The organism is Actinokineospora sp. NPDC004072 (genome assembly GCF_053604195.1).
The window spans coordinates 41,555-67,177 of the sequence record NZ_JBSGHB010000015.1 but is presented as its reverse complement, the minus strand read 5'-3'; the positions used below and the strand labels follow the sequence as shown (position 1 = coordinate 67,177).

Here is a 25,623-nt window from a genome sequence, read left to right as displayed (position 1 = left end):
GACTACCGCCGGATGATCGCCTGTCGAGGCCGGAATTCCAGGCAGGGGCGGCGAATCCCCGGATTTGTGCGGGACGTGTCAGCGCGGGGTCAACGGGCTCGGCGACGGTTGCGGGACACACCGGATCGGGGGTCTGGCCACCATGAGCTCGGACATCGCCATCGTCGGGATCGGCTGCCGGTTCGCGGGCGGGGTGGGATCACCCGAGCAGCTGTGGGAGCTGCTGGCGCAGGGCCGCGACGCGGGCGCGCCGTTCCCGTCCGACCGCGGGTGGGACCCGGCCACGCCCAGCGCCACCCGGCGCGGCGGGTTCCTGCGCGACGCCGACACCTTCGACGCGGCCTTCTTCGGCATCGCCCCGCGCGAGGCCGTGGCGATGGACCCGCAGCAGCGGCTCGCGCTGGAGGTCGCCTGGGAGGCGGTCGAGCGCGCCGGGGTGGACCCGTCCCGGCTGCGCGGGACCGGCACCGGGGTGTACCTGGGCGCGACCGCCCTGGACTACGGGCCCCGGATGTTCGAGCCGGTCGAGGGCATCAAGGGCTACGCCATGACCGGGACGATGGTCAGCGTCGTCTCCGGCCGCGTCGCGTACGCGCTCGGCCTGGAGGGGCCGACCATGACGGTGGACACCGCCTGCTCGTCCTCGCTGGTCGCCCTGCACCTGGCCGTGCGGGCGCTGCGGTCGGGGGAGTGCGACGGCGCCTTGGCGGGCGGCGTGATGGTCATGTCCATGCCGGGGCCGTTCGTGGACTTCAGCAGGCAGCGCGGCCTGGCGCCGGACGGGCGGTGCAAGGCGTTCGCCGACGACGCCGACGGGACGGCGTGGGGCGAGGGCGTGGGGGTGCTCTACCTGCGCAGGCTGTCCGACGCGCTCGCCGAGGGCGCGCCCGTGCTCGCCGTCGTGCGCGGCAGCGCCACCAACGCCGACGGGGCCAGCCCCACGCTCACCGCGCCCAGCGCCGACGCCCAGCGCAAGGTGATCACCGCGGCCCTGGCCGACGCGGGGCTCGCGCCCGCCGACATCGATCTGGTCGAGGCCCACGGCACCGGCACGCGGCTGGGCGACCCCATCGAGGCCCGCGCGCTCGCCGCCGTCCACGGGGACCGGGACCGGCCGCTGCTGCTCGGCTCGGTCAAGTCCAATCTCGGGCACACCGGCGCGGCCGCCGGGGTGGCCGGGGTGATCAAGGCGGTGCTGGCCCTGCGCCACCGCACGCTGCCGCCCACCATCAACGTCGCCACGCCCACCAGCCGCGTCGACTGGACGAACCTGCGCCTGGCGACCGAACCGGCGCCGCTGCCGCGCGAGCGCCCGGTCCGCGCAGGCGTGTCGGCGTTCGGGATCAGCGGGACGAACGCGCACGTGGTGCTGGAGTCGCCGCCGCAGCAGGCCCCCGCGGTGGTGGGACCGGTGCCGGACGGCGCGCCGCTGCTCATCTCCGCCCGCACGCCGGAGGCGCTGCGCGCCCAGGCCGCCGGGCTCGCGGACCGCGCAGGCGAACCCGCGCTGGCCCCGGCGCTCGCCCTGACCCGCACCGCCTTCGAGCACCGGGCCGCGGTGTTCGACGCCGCGGGCATCGCGGCGCTCGCGCGGGGCGAGGTCCCGGCGGACGGGACCGTCGGGTCGGTCGTGCCCAGCCGGGACGGGACGGTGTTCGTCTTCCCCGGCCAGGGCGCGCAGTGGCTGGGCATGGCGCTGGAGCTGGCCGGGTCGTCGCCGGTGTTCGCCGCGGCGCTGGACGAGTGCGCGGCGGCCATCGCCGAGTTCGCGCCGTGGCGGCTGCGCGACGTCCTCGGCGACCCGGAGGCCCTGCGCCGCGACGACGTGGTCCAGCCGATGCTGTTCGCCGTCATGGTGTCGCTGGCGCGGCTGTGGCGCGCGCACGGGGTCGAGCCCGCGGCCGTCGTGGGGCACTCGCAGGGGGAGATCGCGGCGGCCTGCGTGGCCGGGGCGCTGTCGCTGCGCGACGCCGCGCGGGTCGTCGTGCTGCGCTCGCGGCTGCTGACGCACCTGGCGGGCAGCGGCAGCATGGTGTCGGTCGCCCTGCCCGCCGACGAGGTGGCGGCGATCCTGCCCGACGGCGCGTGCGTCGCCGTCCTCAACAGTGGACAGTCCACAGTGGTCGCCGGTGACGACTTGGGCGGGCTGGTCGCCGAGTGCGAGCGGCGCGGGGTCCGGGCTCGGGTGCTGCCGGTGAACTACGCATCGCACTCCCCGCACGTCGAGCCGATCCGCACCGCGCTGCTGGCCGCGCTGGTCGAGATCCAGCCGCGGGCTGCGGAGATCCCGTTCTACTCGGCGGTCACCGGCGGACTGCTCGACACCACGGCCCTCGACGGCGGCTACTGGTACCGCAACCTGCGCGAGCCCGTGCGCTTCGCCGACGCGACCCGGGCGCTGCTGGCCCGCGGCTTCCGCCGGTTCGTGGAGCCGAGCGCGCACCCGGTGCTCACCACCGCCGTGCAGGAGACGGCGGCCGCGGCGGGCGCGCGGGTGGCCGCGCTGGGCACCCTGCGCCGGGACGAGGGCGGCCACCGCGCGTTCCTGCGGGCGCTGGCCGACGCCCACGTCCACGGCGTGCCGGTCGACTGGGCGGCCGTGTTCCCGCCTGCGCGGCTGGACCTGCCGACCTACCCGTTCCAGCGGGTGCGGTACTGGCACGGCGCCGATCCCCTCGACGGCTGGACCTACCGGGTGACCTGGCAGCAGGTCCCCGAGACGGCGGTGCCCGTCCTGCGCGGCCGGTGGCGGATCGTCGCCCCGGACGGCTGCGACACCGCGCCGATCGCCGCCGCCCTCGCCGTCCGCGGGGCCGAGCTGGGCGGCGACGCGGAGCACATCCTCGCCGTCGACCCCACGCCGGCCGAGGTCGTCGAGCTGGTCAGGACGACCGACGCCCGGCTGTGGGTGGCGACGACCGGGCTGGACCCGCGGCGCGCCCAGGTGTGGGGCCTGGGCCGGGCGGTCGGCGCGGAGCAGCCGCAGCGGTGGGGCGGGCTGGTCGAGCTGCCCGCCGAGCTGACCCCGCGGGTCGTCGCCGCGCTGTGCTCGGTGCTCGGCGGCGACGAGGACCAGGTGTCGATCAGCGCCGACGGCGTGCGGGCCCGGCGCCTGGAGCGCACGGCGTTCCGCGGCGGGACGTCCTGGGCGGGCGCCCGGGTGCTGATCACCGGGGGCAGCGGCGCGCTCGCCGGGCACGCCACCCGGTGGCTGCTGGGGCAGGACGCCGCCGAGGTCGTCCTCGTCTCGCGCAGCGGCGGCGGCCCGGCGGGACCGCGGGTGACGGCGGTCAAGGCCGACGTCACCGACCGCGACCAACTCGCCGCGGTCATCGCCGAGCACCGGCCGACGGCCGTCATCCACACCGCGGGCGTGCTGGACGACTGCCTCGTCCACGACCTGACGGCCGAGCGGGTCGAGGCCGTCCTCGCGCCCAAGGCCCACGCCGCCGACCTGCTCGACGAGCTGACCCGCGACCTCGACCTGACCGCGTTCGTCCTGTTCTCCTCGGTCAGCGGGGTGCTCGGCAACGCGGGCCAGGCCGCGTACGGCGCGGCCAACGCCCACCTGGACGCCCTCGCCGCGGCCCGCCGCGCCGCGGGCCTGCCCGCCACCTCGATCGCCTGGGGCGGCTGGGCGGGCGGCGGCCTGGTGGACGACCGCGCCGCCGCGGGCCTGCGGCTCATCGGCACCGCCCTCATGGACCCCGAGCGCGCCGTGCGCGCCTTGGCGGCCGACACCGACGTCGTGGTGGCCGACATCGACTGGGCGACCATGCCCGCGACCCGGATGTCGGCGGCCATCCCGGAAGCCGCCCGCCCCGGCCCCGCCCTCGCCGACCTCCCGCCGGCCGAACGCGCGACCACCGTGGCGGGGCTGGTCCGCACGCACGCGGCCGCGGTGCTCAAACTGCCGTCGCCCGCGGACGTGCGCGCGGACCGCGCCTTCATGGACCTCGGCTTCGACTCCCTCACCGGCGTGGACCTCCGCAACCGGCTGACCGCGGCCACCGGCCTGGCCCTGCCCGCCACCCTGGTGTTCGACCACCCGACGCCCGCCGAACTCGCCGAGCACCTGGTCCGCCTCCTCGGCGAGCAGGGCCCGGAGCCGACGCAGCCGAGCAACCCGGGCGCGACCGGGGCCGACAGCGACGACCCGGTCGTCATCGTGGCGATGGCGTGCCGGTACCCCGGGGGCGTCGAGACGCCGGAGGCGCTGTGGCGGTTGGTCGTCGACCGCCGTGACGCGACCGGGGACCTGCCTGCCGATCGCGGGTGGGACCTGGCCGCCCTGCGCACGAGCAGCACCGCGCAGCGCGGCGGTTTCCTATACGGGGCGGGGGAGTTCGACGCCGGGTTCTTCGGGATCTCGCCGCGGGAGGCCACGGCGATGGACCCGCAGCAGCGGTTGGCGCTGGAGGTGTGCTGGGAGGCCGTCGAACGCGCGGGGATCGACCCCACCGCCCTGCGGGGCAGCCGGACCGGGACCTTCCTCGGCTGCGCCTCGGTCGACTACGGCACCGGGCGGGCGGCCCCGGCCGAGAGCGAGACCGGCCAGCTGCTCACCGGCAGCTTCCCGTCGGTCATCTCCGGGCGCGTCGCCTACACCCTCGGCCTGCACGGCCCCGCGCTGACGATCGACACCGCCTGCTCGTCCTCGCTCAGCGCGATCCACCTCGCGGCGGCCGCGGTGCGCGCGGGGGAGTGCGACCTGGCCATCGCCGGGGGCGTCACGGTGATGCCGTCGTCGCGGCCCTTCGTCGGGATGAGCCAGACCGGGGCGCTGTCGCCGGACGGGCGGTGCAAGGCGTTCGCGGCCGAAGCCGACGGGATGGGGATGGCCGAGGGCGCGGGCGTCGTCATCGTCGAGCGGCGGTCGGCGGCCCGCAGGCTGGGGCATCCGGTCCTGGCGGTCATCCGGGGCAGCGCCATGAACTCCGACGGCGCGAGCAACGGGCTCACCGCGCCCAGCGGCGCCGCCCAGCAGCGGGTCATCCGCGACGCCCTCGCCGCCGCGGGCCTCGGGACGTCCGATGTGGACCTGGTGGAGGCGCACGGCACGGGCACCGCGCTCGGCGACCCGATCGAGGCGGGCGCCCTGGTGGCGACCTACGGCAGGCGCACCGGCGCACCGCTGCTGTTGGGCTCGCTCAAGTCCAACATCGGCCACACCGCCGCCGCGGCGGGCGTCGGCGGGGTGATCAAGGCGGTGTCCGCGCTCGCGGCGGGCATCGTGCCCGCGACCCTGCACGCCGAGCGGCCCACCCCGGAGGTCGACTGGCACGGGGTCGAGGTCGTCACCCGGGAACGGCCCTGGCCCGCGGTGGACCGGCCGCGGCGCGCGGCGGTGTCGTCGTTCGGCATCAGCGGCTCCAACGTGCACCTGGTGCTGGAGGCGGTCACCGAGGAGCCCGCCGAGGCGCCCGAGACCACCGTCGCCTGGCCGCTGTCCGCGCGCACCCCCGAAGCCCTGCGCGCCCAGGCCCGCAGGCTCCGCGCCTTCCCCGGCCGCCCGGCCGACATCGCCCACGCGCTGGCCGCCCGGTCCGCCTTCGAGCACCGGGCGGTCGTGGTCGGCCGCGCCCGCGCCGAGATCGACGCCCGCCTCGATGCGCTCGCCGCGGGGGAGCCCGCCCCGGGGCTGGTCACCGGGACCGCCGGGCGTCCCGGCGTCGCGTTCGTCTTCCCCGGCCAGGGCGCGCAGTGGCCGGGCATGGGGCTGGCGCTGGCCGCCGAGTGCCCGGAGTTCGCCGCCGCCCTCGACGAGTGCGGCGACGCCCTGGCCGAGTTCGTCGACTGGGACCTGCGCACCGCCCTCGCGGGCCCGCTGACCCGCATCGATGTCGTGCAGCCCGCCCTGTTCGCGGTCATGGTCGCCCTCGGCAGGCAGTGGCTGGCCTGGGGCGTGCGGCCTGCGGCCATCCTGGGCGCCTCCCAGGGCGAGGTCGCCGCGGCCTGCGTGGCCGGGGCGCTGTCGGTGCGCGACGCCGCCAAGGTGATCGCGCTGCGCAGCCAGGCGCTGCGGCGGGTCGCGGGCGCGGGCGCGATGGCCGCGGTGCGGCTGCCGGAGGCCGCGGTCCGGGCGGCCATCGCCCGCTGGCCGGGGCTCGACGTCGCCGCCGTCAACGGGCCGCAGGCCACCGTGGTCGCTGGCGATCCCGCGTCGGTCGCCGAGTTCCTGGCCGAGCACCCCGACGGCAGGCGCATCCCGGTCGACTACGCCAGCCACTCGCCCGCGATGGAACCCCTCCGCGCGGACCTGCTCGCCGCCCTCGCCGACATCCGGCCCCGGCCCGCCGAGATTCCCGTCCACTCCACGGTCACCGGCGGCCCCATCGACACCACGGTCATGGACGCCGAGTACTGGTACCGCAACCTGCGCTCCACCGTCCGGCTGGCCGACACCGCCCGCGACTGCGGAGCCGGGCTGTTCATCGAGATCAGCCCGCACCCGGTCCTCACCCTGGGCCTGCAAGACCTGGTGGACACCGCCGTCATCGGCACCCTGCGCCGCGACGACGGCGGCCGCGAGCGGATGCTGACCGCCCTGGCCGAGGCCCACGTCCACGGCGCCGCGCCCGACTGGCGCGCGGTGTCCGGGGTGGACGGCCCGCCGCGGGTCGCGGCGCCGACGTACCCCTTCCAGCGCAAGCGGTACTGGCTTCCCGAACGCGCCCCCGCGAATGCCACCGGCCACACCTTCGCCACCGCCCGGGTCGACCTGGCCGACGGCGGTCTGCTCCTCACCGCCCGCGTCGACCCGACCGCCCACCCGTGGCTGGACGGACACGAGATCGACGGCGCACCCGTTCTGCCCGCCAGCGTGCTGCTCGACCTCGCCCTGCACGCCGCCGACGGCGGTCGGGTCGCCGAACTGGTGATGCACACCGCCGTGCCGCTGCGGGCCGCGGTGGACCTGCAACTCGCCGTCGCCCCCGACCGCGCCTTCACCATCCACGCCCGCACCGACACCTGGTTCCCCTGCGCCACCGGCACCCTGTCACCACAACCCGTCCCCGCGAAAGCCGCCCTGCCGCCGCAGTCCGCCCGGTCCGCTGCGGGGGAAGTGCGGGGCGCCCGGTCGTCGCAGCCTGCCGAGCCCGCTGCTGGTGATCGGCGTGACGCCGTGGTGCCGCAGGCCGCCCAACCCGCTGCCGGGGAACTGCGCGGGGTCCTGGCGGTCGATCTCCCGGCTGGGGACTTCGCGCTGCATCCGGTCCTCATCGACGCCGCCCTGCGGGTCCAGCTGACCGACCCGGCTGCCCGGCCGTTCGCCTTCACCGAGGTCAGCGGGGCCACCGCGACCGGACCGCTCACCCTGCGCACCACCGGGAGCGGGTTCACGCTGGAGGACGCCGCAGGCCGCCTGGTCGTGGTCATCGGCGGGATCACCTGCCGCGGCGGCGCGCCCGCGCCGCCCGCTGAACCGCAGGCGGTCGAAGCGGCCGACCGCGCTCGCCAGACCCTCGATCTCGTCCGCACCCACGCCGCCGTGGTCCTCGGCTATCCCGGGAAGGCCGACATCGCCCCCGACCGGGCCTTCCACGACCTCGGCATGGCCTCGGCCACCGCGGTCGAGTTGCGCAACCGGCTCACCGCGGCCACCGGCGCGCGGCTGCCCGCCACCGTCGTGTTCGACGAGCCGACCCCGCGCAAGCTGGCCGCGGCCATCCTCGCCCAACTGCCCCTCGCCCTTGTCGACCGGTAAAGGACACCCGATGGCCGACGACCCGATCGCAATCGTGGGCATGAGCTGCCGCTTCCCGGGCGGCATCACCGGCCCGGACGGGCTGTGGGAGCTCGTCGCCGCGGGCGGCGTGGCCACGACCGGGCTGCCGCTGGACCGCGGCTGGCCGCTGGACCTCTACGACCCCGACCCCGACCGCACCGGGCACTGCTACGTCCGGGCGGGCGGCTTCCTCGCCGAGGCCGCCGCCTTCGACGCGGAGTTCTTCGGCATCACCCCGCGCGAGGCCGCCGCGATGGACCCGCAGCAGCGGCTGCTGCTGGAGCTGGCCTGGGAGGCGTTCGAGCACGCCCGCATCGCCCCGACCGCCGCCCGCGACACCGAGACGGGCGTGTTCATCGGCGCGAACGCCGTCGACTACATCTCCCGGCTGCCCGCCGTGCCCGCGCAGGCCGAGGGGCTGGTCGGGACCGGCGGGGTGCTCAGCGTCGCCTCCGGGCGCATCGCCTACGTCCTGGGCCTGCGCGGGCCCGCGATCACCGTGGACACCGCGTGCTCGTCGTCGCTGGTGGCCATCCACCTCGCGGTGCGGGCGCTGCGCGCGGGGGAGTGCGCCCAGGCCCTGGCGGGCGGGGCCACGATCATGTCCTCCACCCTGCCGCTGGTCGAGTTCAGCAGGCAGCGGGCGCTGGCCGCGGACGGGCGGTGCAAGCCCTTCGCCGACGCCGCCGACGGCATGGCGATGGCCGAAGGCGGCGGGCTCCTGCTGCTGGAGCGGCTCTCCGACGCCCGGCGGGCCGGGCACGAGGTGCTGGGCCTCATCCGCGGCACCGCGGTCAACTCCGACGGGGCCAGCAACGGCCTGACCGCCCCCAACGGCCCGGCGCAGCGCCGGGTGATCACCGCCGCCCTCGCCGACGCCGGGCTGTCCATCGAGGACATCGACGTGGTGGAGGCGCACGGCACCGGAACCGCGCTCGGCGACCCCATCGAGGCGCACGCCCTGCTCGCCACCTACGGCCAGCGCGCGGGAGCACCGCTGCGGCTGGGATCGGTGAAGGGCAACATCGGCCACACCCAGGCGGGCGCGGGCGTCGCCGGGGTGATCAAGATGGTCCTCGCGGCGCGGCACGGCGTGCTCCCGCGCACCCTGCACGGCGACGACCCGTCCACCAAGGTGGACTGGGCCGCCGGGAAGGTCGCCCTGCTCGCAGGCAGCGAGCCGTGGACCTCGGCGCAGCGGCGGGCCGGGGTGTCGTCCTTCGGGATCAGCGGCACGAACGCCCACGTGGTCGTGGAAGGCGTCGAGCGGCCCCCGGCCCCCGCGCCCCGCGAACCGGGCGGCGCCCCGCTCGCCCTGGCCGTCTCCGGGGCCTCCGCGGCGGCCCTGCGCGCCCAGGCGGCCCGGCTGCGCGAGCGCCTGGCCGACGAGCCGGACCTGGCCTCGGCCGCCGTCGCCCTGGCCACCACCCGGGCGCACCTGCGGCACCGCGGCGTCGTCGTCGGCCGCGACCGGGCGGCGCTGCTGTCGGGGTTGGACGCGCTGGCCGACGACCGCCCCGGGGTCGTTCGCGGGCAGGCGACCGCCACCGGGCCGGTGGTGTTCCTGTTCGCCGGGCAGGGCTCGCAGTGGCCCGGCATGGCCGACGAGCTGCTGGCCGCCTCGCCGGTCTTCGCCGCCCGCTACCGCGAGTGCGCCGACGCCCTCGCCCCGCACACCGACACCGACCTCTACGCCGTCGACCTCGACCGGCCGGACGCGGTCCAGTGCGCGCTCTGGGCGGTCTCGATGGGCCTGGCGGCCGTCTGGGAGTCCTGGGGCGTGGTGCCGGACGCCGTCGTCGGGGCCAGCCACGGCGAGGTCGCCGCCGCGTGCGTCGCGGGGGCGCTGAGCCTGGCGGACGGCGCGCGGATCAGCGCGCTGCGCGGGCGGGCCGTGCTCGACTCCGGCAACGGCGGGCGCATGCTGACCGTGGCCCTGCCCCGCGCCGCCCTGCTCGCCCGCATCGCGCCCTTCGGCGACCGCGTCTGCCTGGCCGCGGCCAACGGCCCGACCTCGATGGTCCTGGCAGGCGACCCCGACGCCATCGCCGAGGTGGCCGCCGGGTGCGCCGCCGACGGGGTGTGGCACCGCCCGGTCGCCGCGGAGTTCGCCGCCCACTCCCGCCACGTCGACCCGCTGCGCCCCGTGCTGCTGCGCGAACTCGCCGCCCTGCGGCCGCGCTCGTCAGCCATCCCGTTCCACTCCACGGTGACCGGCGGCCGCATCGACACCGCCGGGCTGGACGCGCAGTACTGGTGGCGCAACCTCCGCGAGCCGGTCGAGTTCGAGACCGCGGTGCGCGGCCTGCTCGCCGACGGGGCAGGCGCGTTCGTCGAGATCGGGCCGCACCCGCTGCTGGCCTTCGGGGTCCGGGAGACCGCCGAGGACCTGGGCGCCGACGCCGTCGTCATCCCGGCGATGACCCGCGGCAACGGCGGCCTCGATGAGGTCACCGCCGCGTTCGCCGCGCTGCACGCCGCGGGCGCGCCGGTCGAGCTGGCCCGCGCGCTGCCGCCCGCCACCGCCCCGGTCGACCTGCCCACCTACGCCTTCCAGCGCACGCGCCACTGGCTCGAACCCGACGCGCCCGCCCCGGCGGACGACACCGCCGACTGGCGCTACCGCATCGACTGGCAGCCCGTGGCGGACCGCCCGCCCGCCGCCCTCGGCGGCACCTGGCTGCTCGTCCTGCCGCAGGAGGAGACCGGGGATGCCGAGGCCGTGGCCCGCGCGATGGCCGACGCGGGGGCGCGGGTCGTGCCCAGCCGCGGCGACCACCGCGCGCTGATCGCCGAGCACCCCGACCTCGCGGGCGTGGTGTCCCTGGCCGCCCTCGACGAGCAGCCGCACCCCGACCACCCGGTCGTCCCCGTCGGCCTGGCCACGACGCTGGACCTGCTGCACGCCCTGGCCGACGCGGACCGGGCCGTCCCGCTGCACCTGCTCACCCGGGGCGCGGTGGGGGTGGGCGGCGCCCCGCCGACCGCGCCCCGGCAGAACATGGTGTGGGGCCTGGGCCGGGTCATCGCCCTGGAGCACCCGCGCCGCTGGGGCGGCCTCATCGACCTGCCCGACCGGCTCACCGACGACGCCCTGCGCCGCGTGGTCGCCCTGCTCGCCGACCCGGCCGAGGACCAGACCGCGGTGCGCGCGGCGGGCTGCCACGCCCGCAGGCTGGTCCGCGCGCCGCTACCCGCCGCGCCCAGCCCGGACTGGCGGCCCACCCGGCCGGTGCTGGTGACCGGGGCCAGCGGCACCCTCGGCCCGCACATCGCCCGCTGGCTGGCCGGGCTCGGCGCCGCGGAGCTGGTGCTGGTCAGCCGCCGCGGCGCGGCCGCCCCGGGCATGGCCGAGCTGCGCGCCGAGCTCGGCGCGGCCGGGGTGCGGGTCACCTTCGCCGCCTGCGACCTCGCCGACCGCGCCGACGTGGCCGCGATGCTGACCCGGCTGCGCGCGGCGGGCACCGAGATCGGCACGGTCGTGCACGCCGCCGCGCTCATCGACCTCGCCCCGCTGACCGCGACCGACCTGCCCCGGCTGGCGGACTCCCTGGCCGCCAAGGTCGGCGGGCTCGACCACCTCGCCGACCTGGTCGGCGACGAGCTAGACGCCCTGGTGCTGTTCTCCTCCATCGCGAGCATCTGGGGCAGCGCCGAGCACGGCGCCTACGCCGCGGCCAACGCCTACCTCGACGCCCACGCCGAAGCCGCCCGCGCCCGCGGCATCCCCGCCACCGCGGTCGCCTGGGGCGTGTGGGGCGTGCTCGACCCGCACAACCCGAAGGAGGTCGACCCGGAAGTCCTGCGCAGGCAGGGGTTGCCGCACATGCGCCCGGAACCGGCCTTCGCCGCGCTGGCGGCGGCGGTCGCCCACCGCGAGACCTCCGTCGCGGTCGCCGCCGTCGACTGGTCCCGGTTCGCGCCGGTGTTCGCCTCCGCCGCGCCGCGCCCGCTGCTCGACGGCGTCCCCGAGGCCCGCCGGCCCGACCTCCCGGCCGCGCGGACCGCCGCCCGGCCGCGGGACCGGGCGGCGCTGCTGGAGCTGGTGACCGCGGTCGTCGGCGCGGTCGTCGGGCTGGACCCGGCGCAGGTCGACCCGCGCCGCCCGTTCACCGAGATCGGCCTGGACTCCCTGATGGCGGTGGAGATCCGCAACCGGCTCGCCGCCGAGACCGGGCAGGCCATGCCGGTCACCCTGGTCTACGACCACCCCACCGCCGCCCGCCTCGCCGACTTCCTGCACGGCGAGCGCGCCGAACCGGCCCCGCAGGCCCCCGCCCGCACCGGTGCCCGGGACGCCGATGCCGTGGCGATCGTCGGCATGGCCTGCCGCTACCCCGGCGGCGTGCGCACCCCGGAAGACCTCTGGCGGCTGCTGGCCGACGGGGTGGACGCCGTGGGGGCCTTCCCCGCCGACCGCAACTGGGACCTGGGCTCGATCACCGGCCCGACGGGCGGGGCGTTCCTCGACGGCGTGGCCGACTTCGACGCGGAGTTCTTCGGCATGCCGCCGCAGGCGGCGCTGGCCACCGACCCCCAGCAGCGGCTGCTGCTGGAGCTGTGCTGGGAGGCCGTCGAGCGCTCCGGGGTCGACCCCCGCGCCCTCGCGGGCACCCGCACCGGGATCTTCGCCGGGCTGCTGCAAGCCGACTACGGCCTGCGGGCGATCCACGACCTCGGCGCGCTCGACCTGCCCCCGGGCGTGGCCGAGCTGCTCCCGCAGGGCAACGACATGGGCACCGCGACCGGCCGGGTCGCCCAGGCGCTGGGCCTGGGAGGACCGGCGCTCACCCTGGCCACCGGCTGCTCGTCCGGGCTCTACGCGCTGCACCTGGCCGCCCGGGCGCTGCTGGCGGGCGAGTGCGACGCCGCCCTGGCAGGCGGCGTCGCGGTCATCCCGACGCCGGTGACCTTCAGCGGCCTCGGCGCGGGCCTGGGCCTGTCCCCGGACGGGCGCTGCCGCTCGTTCGCCGCGGCCGCGGACGGGATGGGCCTGGCCGAAGGCGCGGGCGTGCTCCTGCTGCGCCGCCTGGCTGACGCCCTCGCCGACGGCGACCCGATCGCCGCCGTCGTCCGCGGCAGCGCGGCCAACCACAACGGGACCGCGGGCCGCAGCGGACCGGCGCACCAGCGGGTGATCACCGACGCCCTGGCCGCCGCCGGGCTCACCGGAGCCGACATCGATCTGGTCGAGGGCCACGGGACCGGAACGCCGATGGGCGACGCCATCGAGATCCAGGCCGTGCACGCCACCTACGGCGCCGGGCGCGCGGACCGGCCCGTGCTGCTGCGGTCGGTCAAGTCGCAGCTGGCCAACACCCAGAACGCCTCGGGGATCGCAGGCGTGATCGCGGCCGCCCTGGCCATGCGCCACGGCGTGGTCCCCGCCTCCGCCGACGCGCCGACCGACGCGCCCGGGACCGTCCACCTGCTCACCCGCCCCGCGCTCTGGCCCCACCGCGACGGACCGCGCCGGGCTGCGGTGTCGTCGTTCGGGTTCAGCGGGACCAACGTGCACGTGGTGCTGGAGCAGGCGCCGCCGGGGCGGCTGCCGACCGCGGAGCCGAGGCCGCTGCCCTTCGTCGTCACCGGACGGACGCCGCAGGCGCTGCGCGCGCACGCCCGCGCGCTGCTGGACTTCCTCGACCGCCACCACCTGCTGTCCTTGCCGGACACCGCGGCCACGCTCTGGTCGGGCCGCACCCGGTTCCCGCACGCGGCGGTCGTCGTGGCCGCCGACCGCGCGGGGCTGCGGGAGGGGCTGGCCGCCGTCGCCGCGGGGGCCACCGGCGTCCTCGGCGACCCGGCGGTGGCCGAGGCGGACTGGTCGGGCCGGTTCGCGGGCCACCCCCGCGCGGAACTGCCGACCACGCCGTTCCAGCGCACCCGCCACTGGATCTACGACCACGCCGCCGCTGCGCTGCCCAGCCGCACCTGACCGACCGGCAATGACATTTGCGAGCCGTTTCCCGGACAGAATGGGGATTGCCGTGGTATAGGGCGCGATTCGCTGGTATAAGCGCCGCCAATGGCCAGCGTCGAAATTCCCCCCGAATGGCTCAGGCCCGGTGGCGAATTCGCGGGCAGAATGGCGCCATGCGACCTCCAGGAACTCCGGCGTAGGCGGGCGCGTGTCCCTGGCCTTCGCCCAGGACCGCGATCGCGCGCACCGGCTCTGCGCGATCGTGGAGCAGCGCGCGGGCCGCTACGCCGATGACGTCGAGGAGGCCATCAACAGCGGCAGGCTGCGCGAGCGGGAGACCGAGCTGCTGGACACCTTCGAGCAGCACACCGCCAGCATCCTCGACCGGCTCGCGGGCAGCCGCTGGCCCAAGTCCCACGAGCTGGTCTTCAAGGAGCTCTACGACCGCAAGCCCGACCACCTGCCCAGCGAGTGCCGCCGGACCCTGCTGGTCGCCCTGCTCGCCGCCGAGGTCGAGTTCCACGGCCCGTTGAAGCTGACCCAGGCGCAGAACACCGACCTGGCCGCGATCATGGAGGAACTGGGCGCGGAGTGCCTGGTCGAGGGGCTGCACCTGCACGCGGCCGACGCCTTCGACCGCGCCGCCGAGATCCACCTGCTGACCCGCGACGACCTCGCCCGCGACCGCTGCCTCTACCGGCGCAACCAGGCCCGCCAGCGCATCGAGCCCAAGGCCTGGCGCAAGGGGCTGCTCTGGATCTCCTGGCTGACCTGCGGCTACGGCTACAAGCCGTACCGGCTGCTGCTGTGGGTGCTCATCCAGCTCGTCGCCTTCGGCATCACCCTGGTCGTCGTCGCCCGCGGGCAGGACACGCTGACCAGCGTCCAGATGGTGCTGACCAACTACCTCAACCCCGCGGGCGGCGGCGACACCAACGGGCTGCCGCCGCTGGCCAAGGGCGTGCTGCTGACCGAGAGCTACGTGGGCGCGCTGTCGCTGAACATCTTCTTCGCCCTGCTGGTGCGCCGGTGGTTCCGCTAGTGCCGGGCCTCCTGCAGCGCGGAGAGGGTGCGCAGGGAGATCTGGTCGCGGATCCAGGCCACCTGCCGGTCCCACGACTCGGTGAACCCCGGCCGGGTCTCCAGCTCCCGCCAGAGCGGCCGCAGCGCCAGGGCCACGTGCGCGCCCGGCATCCACAGCCGCACCAGCAGGCTCAGCGCCGCGTTGAGCACCGGCATCGGGTCGGCCCCGATGGCCATGTCCCGCTCCGCCTGGCCGACGACGTTGCCCAGCGCCGTGTAGAGCCAGTCGTGCAGGGCCAGGTCCTCGGCGAAGCGCGCAGCCTCGGCCAGCAGGTCGGTCGGCACCACCAGCTGCAGCGTGCGCTGGACGTCGTCGTCGATGTGCAGGTGCACCGACGGCGGGGCGGCGTCGTCGGGCACCGCCGTCCAGCGCAGGCTCGTCGGCCGGGTGCGCAGCCCGGTCCGGTGGTCCAGCTGCGGGCGGCCCTGCACCTGGGTCAGCAGCCGCTGGCACACCGCGCCCAGGTCGAGGGTGTCCGCCTGCCGCGACGGCCTGCGGTAGCCCGCGAGCACCTGCTCCGCGGTCACCCCACCGACCACCTCCACCACGCCGCGCTTGCGGGCGTAGTAGGCCCACTCCTTGCGCTCGCGGCTGTCGGCCCACTCCAGCCGCACCCAGGACGACGCCTGCGCGACCAGCCCGCCCACGACCACGGCGTGCGCGGCCACCGTGCCGATCCCGCGGGCGCGGATGCGCGGCTCGCTGGCGATCGCGCAGTCCACCCCGCTGACCGCGGCCGGCGACACCGTCCGGTTGATCGGCCGGTCGGTGGCCGTGACCTGCCTGCCCGGGTGCAGCGACAGCAGCTCGGCGACGGCGTCGCGGGGCAGCGGCAGCGAGTTGTGCAGCAGGCTCGTGCGCACCTCGCCCAGGATCACCACGACCGGCCTGCCGCCGCCTCGATGAACACGTGCGCCACCCGGTCGGACAGCTGCGCGGGCAGGTGCAGGCCCTCGGCCTCGGCCCGGCGCGCGGTCTGGGCGACCACGGCGTCGTCGAGGTCCAGGTGGTCGAGGATGACGTTGACCGCGTCCTCGATCTTCAAGTACGGCTTGGGCAGGATCGAGGAGGTGCGGTACGCCGAGAACGGGTGCGGGCGCTCGCTGAGCTGGATGACCGCGGGCAGGTCGCGCCAGTGCCGCGGCCACGGGCCCGACCAGGGCTGCGGCTGGGCCACCGGCTCGCCCGCGTGGCGCAGCTGGCCCAGCCGGATGAGCTGCCAGACCGCGGCCAGGAACGGGCACGACCACTTGCGCTCCACCCGGCGCACCCCGTCGACGGAGACCGCGTGGTCCTTCCACAGCTCCACGTCGAGGAAGATGGAGTGGTTGCGCTTGCCGAACTCCTCCGGCGGCGCCCAGGCGACCGCGGGCAGCATCGCCTGGCGGCCGGTGCTGTCCGGCGAGCGCTCGCCGTTGCACAGCCAGCCCGAGTCCTGCACCGGCGGGCGCGAGCCGGTCGTGCCGACCGGCGGCTCCGGCAGCAGCATCGCCGCGGTGATCTCGGCCAGCGGCACCCGGTCGGCCTCGTGGCAGCCCGCTTCCCTGGCCAGGTAGTCGATCTGCACGCCGCACTCGGCCGCGGAGTCCAGCAGCAGCGGGATCACCGCCGCCGGGTCGGTGTCGGCGCGGAAGTAGTCGTCGATGAGGAAGCAGGTGCTGATCCGCGGCTTGATCCCGCCCAGCTCGGCGGCCTGCGCCTCGCGCGCGGCGGCCAGCCAGGGCGCGACCCTGCGGAACTGGGCCCGCACGCGCTCCGGGCCGCCGAGCAGGTCCTCCATGTAGAAGTGGCCGACCTCGACCGACAGGTGCGACAGCGCCACCTGGCGCGGCTCGGGCCGGGCCGCGGCCTCGGTGTAGACCGGCGAGTCCAGGGTGCTCACGCCGCCTCCCCGCGGCCGGGGGCCGCCGTCCCGCCCGCCCGCCGCGCGGGTGCTGGTCGCTTCACATGTGCTCCCACACCGCGTCGTCGGAGAGCCGGGCGGCCAGCTCGCGGAAGGCCTCCACCGTCGCGTAGTTGGCGATCTTGGTGGACACGTCGGCGTCGGAGATCAGCTGCTCGCGGTACTGCAGGACCGGTTCGACCGGGGTCATGCCCAACACTCGGCTCTTGCCCAGCCGCTTGTCAACGGCGAGTTTGCGCAGTTCCTCGTCGTAGGTGAACAGCCAGGTCGCCTGGGCCGCGGTCTGGCCGGGGTTGTGCTCCTTGAGGTTGGGCACGGCGACGCGCACGAACCGGATGGCCTCGCGCAGCGCCTCGCGGTCGTGGCCCGCGCTCGCCCCGATCTCGACGATGCCGCGCTCGCCGTAGACCAGGCCGTGCGCGGCGACGATGTGCTGGCGCGTCCAGCGGTGGAAGACCAGCCAGCGGGTGGTGATGGCCCGCATCATCGGCTGGGCCGTGGCCGCCAGCACCATCTCCAGCGCGGTGGAGCGGCCCGCGCTGAGGTCGATGACGCAGACGGCGTACTCCTGGTCGAGCCGGGTCAGCAGCTCCGCGCAGCGGTTGGTGGCGGTGTCGGAGATGGCGAACTCGGCCCCGCCCTGCTCGCCGGGGAAGAACGAGAGCCTGCCCGCCCGCACGTTGGCCCCGCGCAGGTCGCCCCGGTCGGTGGCGTGCCAGACGTCGAGGTGGCGCGGGTCGGTGATGCCGTCGGTGAAGTAGGTGTGCAGCCCGTCGCGGTCGATGCCGCGCTCGGCGCGCGGGATGTCGAAGATGGCGCCCGCGGTGGGGGACCCGAAGTCGAAGTCCAGGTAGGCCACGTCATCGCGCTGGGCGAGGTGGAAGGCGATGTTGCAGCTGGTCACCGACCGGCCGGTGCCGCCCTTGTCCGACGATGCGAAGACCAGCACTAGGCGCTCCTCGCCGCGTTGTCCCTGGCCACGGCCAGCTCGTCGAGGGCGCGCAGGGCTTCCAGGCCCAGCGCGTTGGCCGTGCCGGGTCGCTCGACCAGCACGTCGGCGGCGCGGTTGAGCCGGGTCTCGATCTCGGCCAGCCGGACGCTGCGGGCGGAGGTGTCGTCGATGTCGGAGTCCAGCAGCAGCCGGTTGAGCAGCTGCTCGGCCTCGTGCAGCACCTCCTCGGCCCGGGCGCGCATGCCCGCGCTGCGCAGCGGCTCGGCCTCGAACGTGCGGACCGCGGTGATCAGCGCCTCGACCACGCGCTCGGTCAGGTACCAGGACGGCTCCTTCGCCACCGGCGCGGCGTCCTGCGGGAGCAGCGCGGACGGGTCGTCCCACAGGCCCGCGGCGTCCCCGACCTCCAGCCGCCGCGCCATCAGGTGGTCCAGCGTCGCCTTGGCCAGCTGCATCAGCCGGTCGCGGGAGTCGCGGTTGCCCGACAGCGCCGCGGCCTGCAGGCACCGCTTCATCAGCAGCGGCGCGAAGTCGCGGGCGTACCAGTACAGCTGCGGGCCCAGCTGGGTCGAGCCGCCCAGCCGCATCCGCACGCCCGGCACGTGCATCTCCACCGAGGGGTCGTTCTGCGTGACCCGCCGGGTGATGCGGCCGCGCTGGGCCAGCGACTCGAAGACGACCACCGCGCGGGCCAGGTCGTCGTCGGTGGCCTGCCGGGTCTCCAGGTCCTGCACCAGCACGGCGGAGACCAGCAGGGAGTAGTAGTCGGACTCCTCGCCGTCGGAGGTCCGCCACGGGATGTCCTCCAGCGGCCACTCGTCGCCGAAGCGGGCGATGGTGGACCAGTACCGCTGGGTCAGGTCGAAGCGGATGCGCAGCGCCTCGGTGAGCCGCCGCTGCTCGTCGTCGAGCAGGTTGAGCTCCAGCGTGCGCTGCGAGCGCAGGTCGTTGATGCCGTCGAGGGCCAGCACCGTCGAGTAGAGGTACGGGCGGGCCTCGGCGACGCCCCGCATCCGGCAGATCGAGGGCTCGGCGTCGAAGGCGCACCGGCTCAGGTCCAGCTCGACGGGGGTCGCGTTGGCCACCACGCCCCAGCCCCAGCCGATCTCGAAGAGCCTGCTCTCCTCCTCCAGGTCGCCGTCGACGCTCACGCCGGTGCGGACGTCCTCCAGCAGCCGGTTGCGCACCCGCTGCAGCCGCTCGCGCAGCCGGGCGATGACGATCTGGTCGGGGTCGTTGCGCTGGTTGACCATCGCCAGCATGGCCGCGCGCACCGGCCGGTCCGCCTCGTCGATGCCGACGGTGTTGACCACGAACGAGCGCAGCAGGCCGACCAGCGCCGCGGTCAGCCGCTTGCTCAGCTCGACCTGCAGGGTTGCGATCTTGGTCTCCAGCGCGGGCCTGCGCGACGGCGGCTTGTAGGTGCGCAGGAAGCCCAGCGCGGCCAGGCAGAGGCTGACCGACATCGAGTACGACTCGACCAGGCCCAGCGACAGCTGCTCGGGCGTGGGCTCGTCGCCGTCGGTCACCAGGTAGCCGCGGCCGCCGAAGTGGGGCTCGCCGTCGACGGTGTTGCGGTCGAGGTAGTCCTCGATGACGTCGATGACCCGGTAGGGGATGGTGCGGGGGTCGCCGAAGCGCTCCAGCGCCTTGCTGACGTCCTCGGCGATGATGTCGGGCTGGTCCAGGGCCAGCGCGGGCACCTCGGTGGCCGGGTAGAGCAGGCACAGCAGCTGCTCGGCGTCGCTGATGGAATTCGATTCGTCCCGGCCGCGCCATTCCCAGGAGCCATTCTGGAACGACGAGCGGATTACCGACCGCCAGATATCGAGGATCTGTCGTCTCGGCTGGATTCTCATAGCGGCCACCCTGGCAGGAGGAGACGCGAGGAAATGTGGTGCTGATCACCGCGGCGCGGCGAGCCGAACCGTATCATGGTCAGCTGACCTCCCTCGCGTGGGCTGGCTGGTGCTCACCGACGGATGAATCGGGTCCGGCGGGCGCGCCGGAACTGCGGCCGCAGGCCACAATCATGCCGCTGAAACCGGTCCGCAGGGTGCTGCCGCGGCCGTCGACGCGGGTGATGGCGACATCGGTGGCCCGGCCTGCCAGGCAGCCGACGAGATCGGTGACGTCGATGGCGACGGCGGGGAACTGGACGCCGCCGACCTCGAAGCCGAGCGAATTCTCCATGCACGCGATGGCGAATGGCGCGCCCGGGCGCAGCACCCCGAGGAAACCGCGGACCGCGGCGGCGAACTCGGCGCGGTCGGCGGTGATGGATTCGGCGACGAAGAACATCGTGCCCAGGTCCCACCCGCCCGCGGCCGCGTCGATGGCGAACACGCTGCCCTCGGCGACCTCGACCCGCTCGGCCAGCCGCAGGCGCGGGTGGTCGAGGTCGGCGTAGGGGGCGTGCTCGCCCAGCAACGCCCAGAACCCGGCCCACACCGGCTGCCAGGACGGCCAGCCCGCCGCGTCCTGCTCGCCGAGCCAATCCAGGTTCGACTTGGCGTACTCGTAGAGGGTGATGGACTCGCAGAAGGGCAGCATCGACAGCGCGGGGTAGAGGTTGGCCCCGGTGCCCACGTCCAAGCCGCGCAAGCCGCCGCGCGCCGCCCGCGGATCGCCCGCGAGGGCGCGGCAGAAGAACTCGCGCACGGAGGCGAGGATGCGGCGGTCCTCGTCGCGGACGCAGGCGTAGTTGTGGGCGAGGTAGGCGCGGGGGTCGAACCGGTACCACGGCGCGTCCGCGTTGCGCTGTCCCATTTCCGCCACCTTGCCCCCTTGCGCCCCGCTCGCGTCGTTATCCCAGGTGTACCACCAACATCATCGGGGTAGGGGTGCACGCCTGGCGATCGCCGAGATGGACCAATGTCGCTCTCCGTAGTAGTTGCTACTCAAGGTTTCGGCTCCTGCTCCTCCGGCAACTCGGAAGGCATGGAGCCAAGCGTGCTGGTGGTCCGGCTGGACAGCGACGGTGATGTGCTCACCGCCGGGCCCGCCGTGCGTGCGGCGGCGGCAGGCGGTCGGGTCACCTTGTTGTGCGGCCCGGCGGGGGAACGCGCGGCGCGCATGTTGCCCGGTGTGAGCGCGGTTCGCGTGTGGAACTGCCCGTGGATCGCCGCGTCGCCGCCCGCGGTCGCGGAGTCCGATGTCGCCGGTCTCGTCGGCTGGCTGGTCGCTGGCCGCTTCGACGTGGCGCTGCTGCTGACCTCCTACCACCAGTCGCCGCTGCCGATGGCGCTGCTGGCCAGGATGGCGGGCGTGCGGTTCATCGCCGCGGTCTGCGAGGACTACCCCGGTTCGCTGCTGGACGTCCGGCTGCGCCCGGGGTCCGATGTGGACGAGATGGTGCCCGAGCCCGAGCGCGCCCTGGCCGTGGCCGAGGCCGCGGGGTTCGCGCTGCCCCCGGGGGACGACGGCGGGCTGCGGGTGCGCGGCGTCGAGGCCGCGGACGACCTGCCCCGGCCCTACGTCGTGGTCCACCCGGGAGCGACCGCGCCCGCGCGGGCCTGGTCGCCGCACCGCTGCGCCGAAGCCGTCGCGGCGCTGGCCGAGCGGGGGCACCGGGTCGTGGTCACCGGAGGTCCCGGCGAGCGGGCGCTCACCGCGCGCGTCGCAGGCGCGCACGGGATCGATCTGGGCGGGCGCACGTCCTTCCCGCGCCTGGCCGGGGTGCTGGCGGGGGCGGAGGCGGTGGTGGTCGGCAACACCGGCCCCGCGCACCTGGCCGCCGCGGTCGGCACGCCCGTCGTCTCGCTGTTCTCCCCGGTCGTGCCCGCCGCGAAGTGGGCGCCGTACCGGGCCGAAGCCGTCGTGCTGGGCGACCAGCGCGCCGCGTGCGCGGGCACGCGGGCCAAGGAGTGCCCCATCCCGGGGCACCCGTGTCTGGATGGGGTGAGCGTGGCCGAAGTCGTGGCAGCCGTGGAGGAACTGGTGGGAGTGCGCGCATGAAGGTGCTGGTCTGGCACGTGCACGGCGGGTGGATGGACGCCTTCGTCCGGGGCAGGCACGAGTACCTGCTGCCGGTCGCGCCCGGCGCGGGGGCCTACGGGCTCGGCCGCGCGGGCCGCGAGTGGCCCGCGTCGGTGCGCGAGGTGCCCTACGCCGACCTGGCGGACGAGCCGATCGATGTCGTGGTGCTGCAACGGCCCGAGGAGGAGCAGCTGGCCCGCGGGCTGACCGGGCGGGCGCCCGGCCACGACGTCCCCGCGGTCTACCTGGAGCACAACACCCCGCCCGCCCCGGGCGCGCGGCACCGGATGGCCGACCGGCCGGACCTGCCGCTGGTGCACGTCACGCACTTCAACGAGCTGATGTGGGACTGCGGCAGCACCCGCACGACCGTGGTCGAGCACGGCGTGCCGGACCCGGGACACATCTTCACCGGCGAGCTGCCCACCGCGGCCGTCGTGATGAACGACCCCGTGCGCCGCGGCCGGATCACCGGCACGGACCTGCTGCCCCGCTTCGCCGAGGTCGGCCGGGTCGACGTGTTCGGCATGGGCCTGGAGCGGCTGCCGGAGACCGTCGGCCTGGGGCCGGAGGCGCTGCTGCCGGTCGGGGACCTGCCGACCGCGCGCCTGCACGCCGAGCTCGCCCGCCGCCGCGTCTACCTGCACCTGACGCGGTGGACGTCGCTGGGGCTCTCCCTGCTGGAAGCGATGCACGCCGGTCTCCCGCCGGTCGTGCTGGGGACGACCGAGGCCGCCCGGGCCGTGCCGCCGGGCGTCGGCTTCACGTCCACCCGGGTCGCCGACCTGGTCGATGCCGCCGCGAAGCTGGTCGGCGACCGCGTCTTGGCCGCCGACACCGGGGCGAAGGCCCGCGAGCACGCGCTCGCCCACTACGGCCTCGGGCCGTTCCTGGAGACCTGGGACGGCGTGCTCGCGCACGCCGCCGCTGGAACCGGAGGTGCAGCATGAGGATCGCGATGGTGTCCGAGCACGCCAACCCACTGGCCGCGCTGGGCGGGGTCGACGCGGGCGGGCAGAACCTGCACGTGGCCGAGCTGTCGGCGGCGCTGGCCCGGCGCGGCCACGAGGTGACCGTCTACACGCGACGCGACGACGCCAGCAGCCCCGAAGAGGTCGCCACAAGCGCCGGATACCACGTCGTGCACGTGCCAGCCGGGCCACCGCGGCCGGTCCCCAAGGACGACCTGCTGCCGCACATGGGCGACTTCGCCCGCTATCTGCGCGACCGCTGGGGCAGGCGACCCCCGGACGTGGCGCACGGCCACTTCTGGATGTCCGGGCTGGCCACGGTCGTGGCCGCCGAGGGGCTGGACGTGCCGACCGTGCAGACCTTCCACGCCTTGGGCGTGGTGAAGAAGCGCCACCAGGGCCGGGCCGACACCAGCCCGGCCGAGCGGGTCAGCATCGAGCGCATGGTCGGCGGGCGCGCCGACCGGATCGCCGCGACCTGCTCCGACGAGGTCTTCGAGCTGGTGCGCATGGGCGTGCCGCGCTCGCGCGTGTCGATCGTGCCGTGCGGGGTCGACCTGGAGCGGTTCACCCCCGACGGGCCCAGCGCCCCGCGCGGGGCGCGGTTCCGGGTGGTCAGCGTCGGCAGGCTGGTGCCCCGCAAGGGCTACGCCACGCTGGTGCGGGCGATGCCGTCGGTGCCCGACACCGAGCTGGTGATCGCGGGCGGCTCGGGCCGCGCCGACGACCCGCAGGCCAAGGCGCTGATGGAGCTGGCGCAGACGCTGGGCGTGGCCGACCGCGTGCACCTGGTCGGGCAGGTCTCGCGCACCGACATGCCCGCGCTGCTGCGCTCGGCCGACGTGGTGGCCTGCGTGCCGTGGTACGAGCCGTTCGGCATCGTGCCGCTGGAGGCGATGGCCTGCGGCGTGCCCGTCGTGGCCGCCGCGGTCGGCGGGCTGACCGACACCGTGGTCGACGGCGTGACCGGCGTGCACGTCCCGCCCCGCGACCCGCGCGCGCTGGCCGCCCGGCTGCGCGAGCTGCTGCCCGACGACCTGCGCCGCACCATGCTCGGCGTCGCGGGGGCCGACCGGGCGCACGCCCGCTACGGCTGGGACCGGGTGGCCGCCGACACCGAGCGCGTCTACGAGCGCTGCGCCCGCACCTCGGGCGCGGCCGTCCGCGAGGCCGTGGGGGAGGGCCGATGATCGACGACCGGATCGACGAGATCTCGACCGCGCTGTCGGTGGTGCGCGGCCAGACCGACCTGCTGGTGCGCTGGGGCGCGACGCTGGCCGACCGGCTCGACGCGGGCCACCGGCTGCTGGCCGCGGGCAACGGCGGCTCGGCGGCCGAGGCCCAGCACCTGACCGCCGAGCTGGTGGGCCGCTTCGACCGCGACCGGCGCCCGTTCTCGGCGCTGGCGCTGCACGCCGACACCTCCAGCCTCACCGCGATCGGCAACGACTACGGCTACGCCGAGGTCTTCGCCCGCCAGGTCGAGGCGCACGCCCGGCCCGGCGACGTGCTGGTGCTGCTGTCGACCAGCGGCCGCAGCGAGAACCTGCGCCGGGCCGCGCTGGCCGGGGTGCGGGCGGGCGCGTCGGTGTGGGCGCTGACCGGGCCGCCGCCGAACCCGCTGGCCGCCGTCGCCGACGAGGCGGTGTGCGTGCCCGGCTGCACGGCGACCATCCAGGAGATGCACCTGGTGCTGGTGCACCAGCTGTGCGCGGCGTTCGAGCAGGCGCTGGCGGTGCCGGTGCCGCGGCGGGCGGTGCGGGCGTCATGAGGTTCGGCGGGAAGCTCGTCGTGGTGGGGGATTCGCTGCTGGACGTCGACATCACCGGCGAGGTGTCGCGGGTCTGCCCGGACGCCCCGGTCCCGGTGGTCGACGTGGCCGGGGAGGCCGACCGGGCGGGCGGGGCCGCGCTCGCCGCGACGCTGGCCGCCGCCGACGGCGCGGACGTGCGCCTGGTGACCGCCCTCTCCGCCGACGCCGACGGGGAGCGGCTGCGCGCCGCCCTCGGCGATCTCGACGTGGTGGCCGGGCCTGCCGCGGGCACCGCGGTCAAGGCGCGGGTGCGCTGCGGCGGCCAGTCCCTGCTGCGGCTCGACCGCGGCGGCGACGGCCCGCCCCCGCGGGCCACCGACGAGATGCTCGACGCCGTGCGCGCGGCCGACGCCGTGCTCGTCTCCGACTACGGCCGCGGCCTGGCCGCCTGCGAGCGGCTGCGCGCGGTGCTGGCCGAGTCCGCGGTCCCCGTGGTGTGGGACCCGCACCCGCGCGGCCCGGCCCCGGTGCCGGGGGCCGCGCTGGTGACGCCGAACCTGGCCGAGGCCACGGCGTTCGCGGGCACGGGCAGCGGCCCGGAGGCCGCAGGCGTGCTGCGGGAGCGCTGGGCGGCGGCGGCCGTCGCAGTCACCACCGGGGCCAAGGGCGCGCTGCTGGCCCGCGGGTCCGGGGTGGAGTCGGTGCCCGCGCCCGCCGTCGACGCGGCCGACACCTGCGGCGCGGGCGACCGCTTCGCCGCCGCCGCGGCCGAAGCGCTGATGCGGGGCGCCGACGCCCACGCCGCCGTCGAGGCCGGGGTGGCCGCGGCGAGCCGGTTCCTCGCGGCGGGCGGGCTCTCGGCCAGCAGGCCGGAGCCGACCCCGGAGGCGCTGATCGCGGCGGTGCGGGCGCGCGGCGGCACCGTGGTGGCCACCGGCGGCTGCTTCGACCTCGTGCACGCGGGCCACGCGCGCACCCTCGCCGCGGCCAGGGCGCTGGGCGACTGCCTCATCGTGTGCCTGAACTCCGACGACTCCGTGCGCAGGCTCAAGGGCCCGCGCAGGCCGATCATGGGCGAGGCCGACCGCGCCGCGCTGCTGCGGGCCCTGGCCTGCGTGGACGCCGTGGTGGTCTTCGCCGAGGACGACCCGCGCCGGGTGCTGGCCCGGCTGCGGCCCGACATCTGGGTCAAGGGCGGCGACTACGCCCCCGATGACCTGCCCGAAACCGACCTGGTGCGCAGCTGGGGCGGGCGCGTGGTCACGACCCCGCTGCTGCCCGGCCGGTCCACCACCCGACTCGTCGGCGCGCTCGCCGAGGCGGGCTAGAG

General features: G+C 76.1%; 12 protein-coding genes and 1 pseudogene. 8 read left to right on the top strand and 5 right to left on the bottom strand.

The annotated features are described in order from the left end of the window. Positions 1 to 136: 136 nt before the first annotated feature. From ACWEPX_RS23100 to ACWEPX_RS23090, 3 genes and pseudogenes are all read left to right on the top strand, one after another. Positions 137 to 7,708 (top strand): annotated as a pseudogene (locus tag ACWEPX_RS23100) (type I polyketide synthase); the annotation flags it as partial. Positions 7,709 to 7,718: 10 nt separating this feature from the next. After that, positions 7,719 to 13,667, top strand: a complete 5,949-nt coding sequence (locus ACWEPX_RS23095; RefSeq protein ID WP_451899296.1) for an SDR family NAD(P)-dependent oxidoreductase — start codon at positions 7,719 to 7,721, stop codon at positions 13,665 to 13,667. Positions 13,668 to 13,860: 193 nt separating this feature from the next. Then, positions 13,861 to 14,694: a hypothetical protein gene (locus ACWEPX_RS23090; RefSeq protein WP_451899295.1), complete on the top strand. Its 834-nt coding sequence runs from the start codon at positions 13,861 to 13,863 to the stop codon at positions 14,692 to 14,694. On the opposite strand, the gene ACWEPX_RS23085 is transcribed toward ACWEPX_RS23090, so the two are convergent. From ACWEPX_RS23085 to ACWEPX_RS23065, 5 genes are all read right to left on the bottom strand, one after another. Next, a complete protein-coding gene (locus tag ACWEPX_RS23085; protein ID WP_451899294.1) occupies positions 14,691 to 15,599 on the bottom strand; it encodes an SCO2521 family protein in 909 nt (302 codons plus the stop codon). The genes ACWEPX_RS23090 and ACWEPX_RS23085 overlap by 4 nt on opposite strands. 11 nt (positions 15,600 to 15,610) lie before the next feature. Then, positions 15,611 to 16,618: an SCO2522 family protein gene (locus ACWEPX_RS23080; RefSeq protein ID WP_451899293.1), complete on the bottom strand. Its 1,008-nt coding sequence runs from the start codon at positions 16,616 to 16,618 to the stop codon at positions 15,611 to 15,613. Between the two features lie 61 nt (positions 16,619 to 16,679). Continuing rightward, positions 16,680 to 17,588 (bottom strand): SCO2523 family variant P-loop protein, encoded by a 909-nt coding sequence (locus tag ACWEPX_RS23075; RefSeq protein WP_451899292.1) that lies wholly within the window; start codon positions 17,586 to 17,588, stop codon positions 16,680 to 16,682. After that, complete coding sequence (locus ACWEPX_RS23070) at positions 17,588 to 19,450, bottom strand: SCO2524 family protein (RefSeq protein WP_451899291.1); 1,863 nt, start codon at positions 19,448 to 19,450, stop codon at positions 17,588 to 17,590. Before ACWEPX_RS23070 ends, ACWEPX_RS23075 begins: the two co-directional genes overlap by 1 nt. 79 nt (positions 19,451 to 19,529) lie before the next feature. Beyond that, complete coding sequence (locus ACWEPX_RS23065; RefSeq protein WP_451899290.1) at positions 19,530 to 20,360, bottom strand: SCO2525 family SAM-dependent methyltransferase; 831 nt, start codon at positions 20,358 to 20,360, stop codon at positions 19,530 to 19,532. Between the two features lie 171 nt (positions 20,361 to 20,531). Between ACWEPX_RS23065 and ACWEPX_RS23060 the strand changes: the two genes are divergently transcribed. Genes ACWEPX_RS23060 through rfaE2 form a run of 5 tightly spaced genes read left to right on the top strand, consistent with a single transcriptional unit; the run spans position 20,532 to position 25,621 of the window. Beyond that, complete coding sequence (locus ACWEPX_RS23060; protein ID WP_451899289.1) at positions 20,532 to 21,548, top strand: glycosyltransferase family 9 protein; 1,017 nt, start codon at positions 20,532 to 20,534, stop codon at positions 21,546 to 21,548. Then, a complete protein-coding gene (locus tag ACWEPX_RS23055) occupies positions 21,545 to 22,519 on the top strand; it encodes a glycosyltransferase (protein WP_451899288.1) in 975 nt (324 codons plus the stop codon). The genes ACWEPX_RS23060 and ACWEPX_RS23055 overlap by 4 nt, the downstream gene beginning before the upstream one ends. After that, positions 22,516 to 23,730: a glycosyltransferase gene (locus tag ACWEPX_RS23050; protein ID WP_451899287.1), complete on the top strand. Its 1,215-nt coding sequence runs from the start codon at positions 22,516 to 22,518 to the stop codon at positions 23,728 to 23,730. The genes ACWEPX_RS23055 and ACWEPX_RS23050 overlap by 4 nt, the downstream gene beginning before the upstream one ends. Further along, complete coding sequence (locus ACWEPX_RS23045) at positions 23,727 to 24,311, top strand: D-sedoheptulose-7-phosphate isomerase (RefSeq protein ID WP_451899286.1); 585 nt, start codon at positions 23,727 to 23,729, stop codon at positions 24,309 to 24,311. Before ACWEPX_RS23050 ends, ACWEPX_RS23045 begins: the two co-directional genes overlap by 4 nt. Beyond that, positions 24,308 to 25,621 carry a D-glycero-beta-D-manno-heptose 1-phosphate adenylyltransferase gene (rfaE2, locus tag ACWEPX_RS23040; protein WP_451899285.1) on the top strand — a complete coding sequence of 438 codons (1,314 nt, stop codon included), beginning with the start codon at positions 24,308 to 24,310 and terminating at the stop codon, positions 25,619 to 25,621. Before ACWEPX_RS23045 ends, rfaE2 begins: the two co-directional genes overlap by 4 nt. The last annotated feature ends 2 nt before the right edge of the window (positions 25,622 to 25,623 follow it).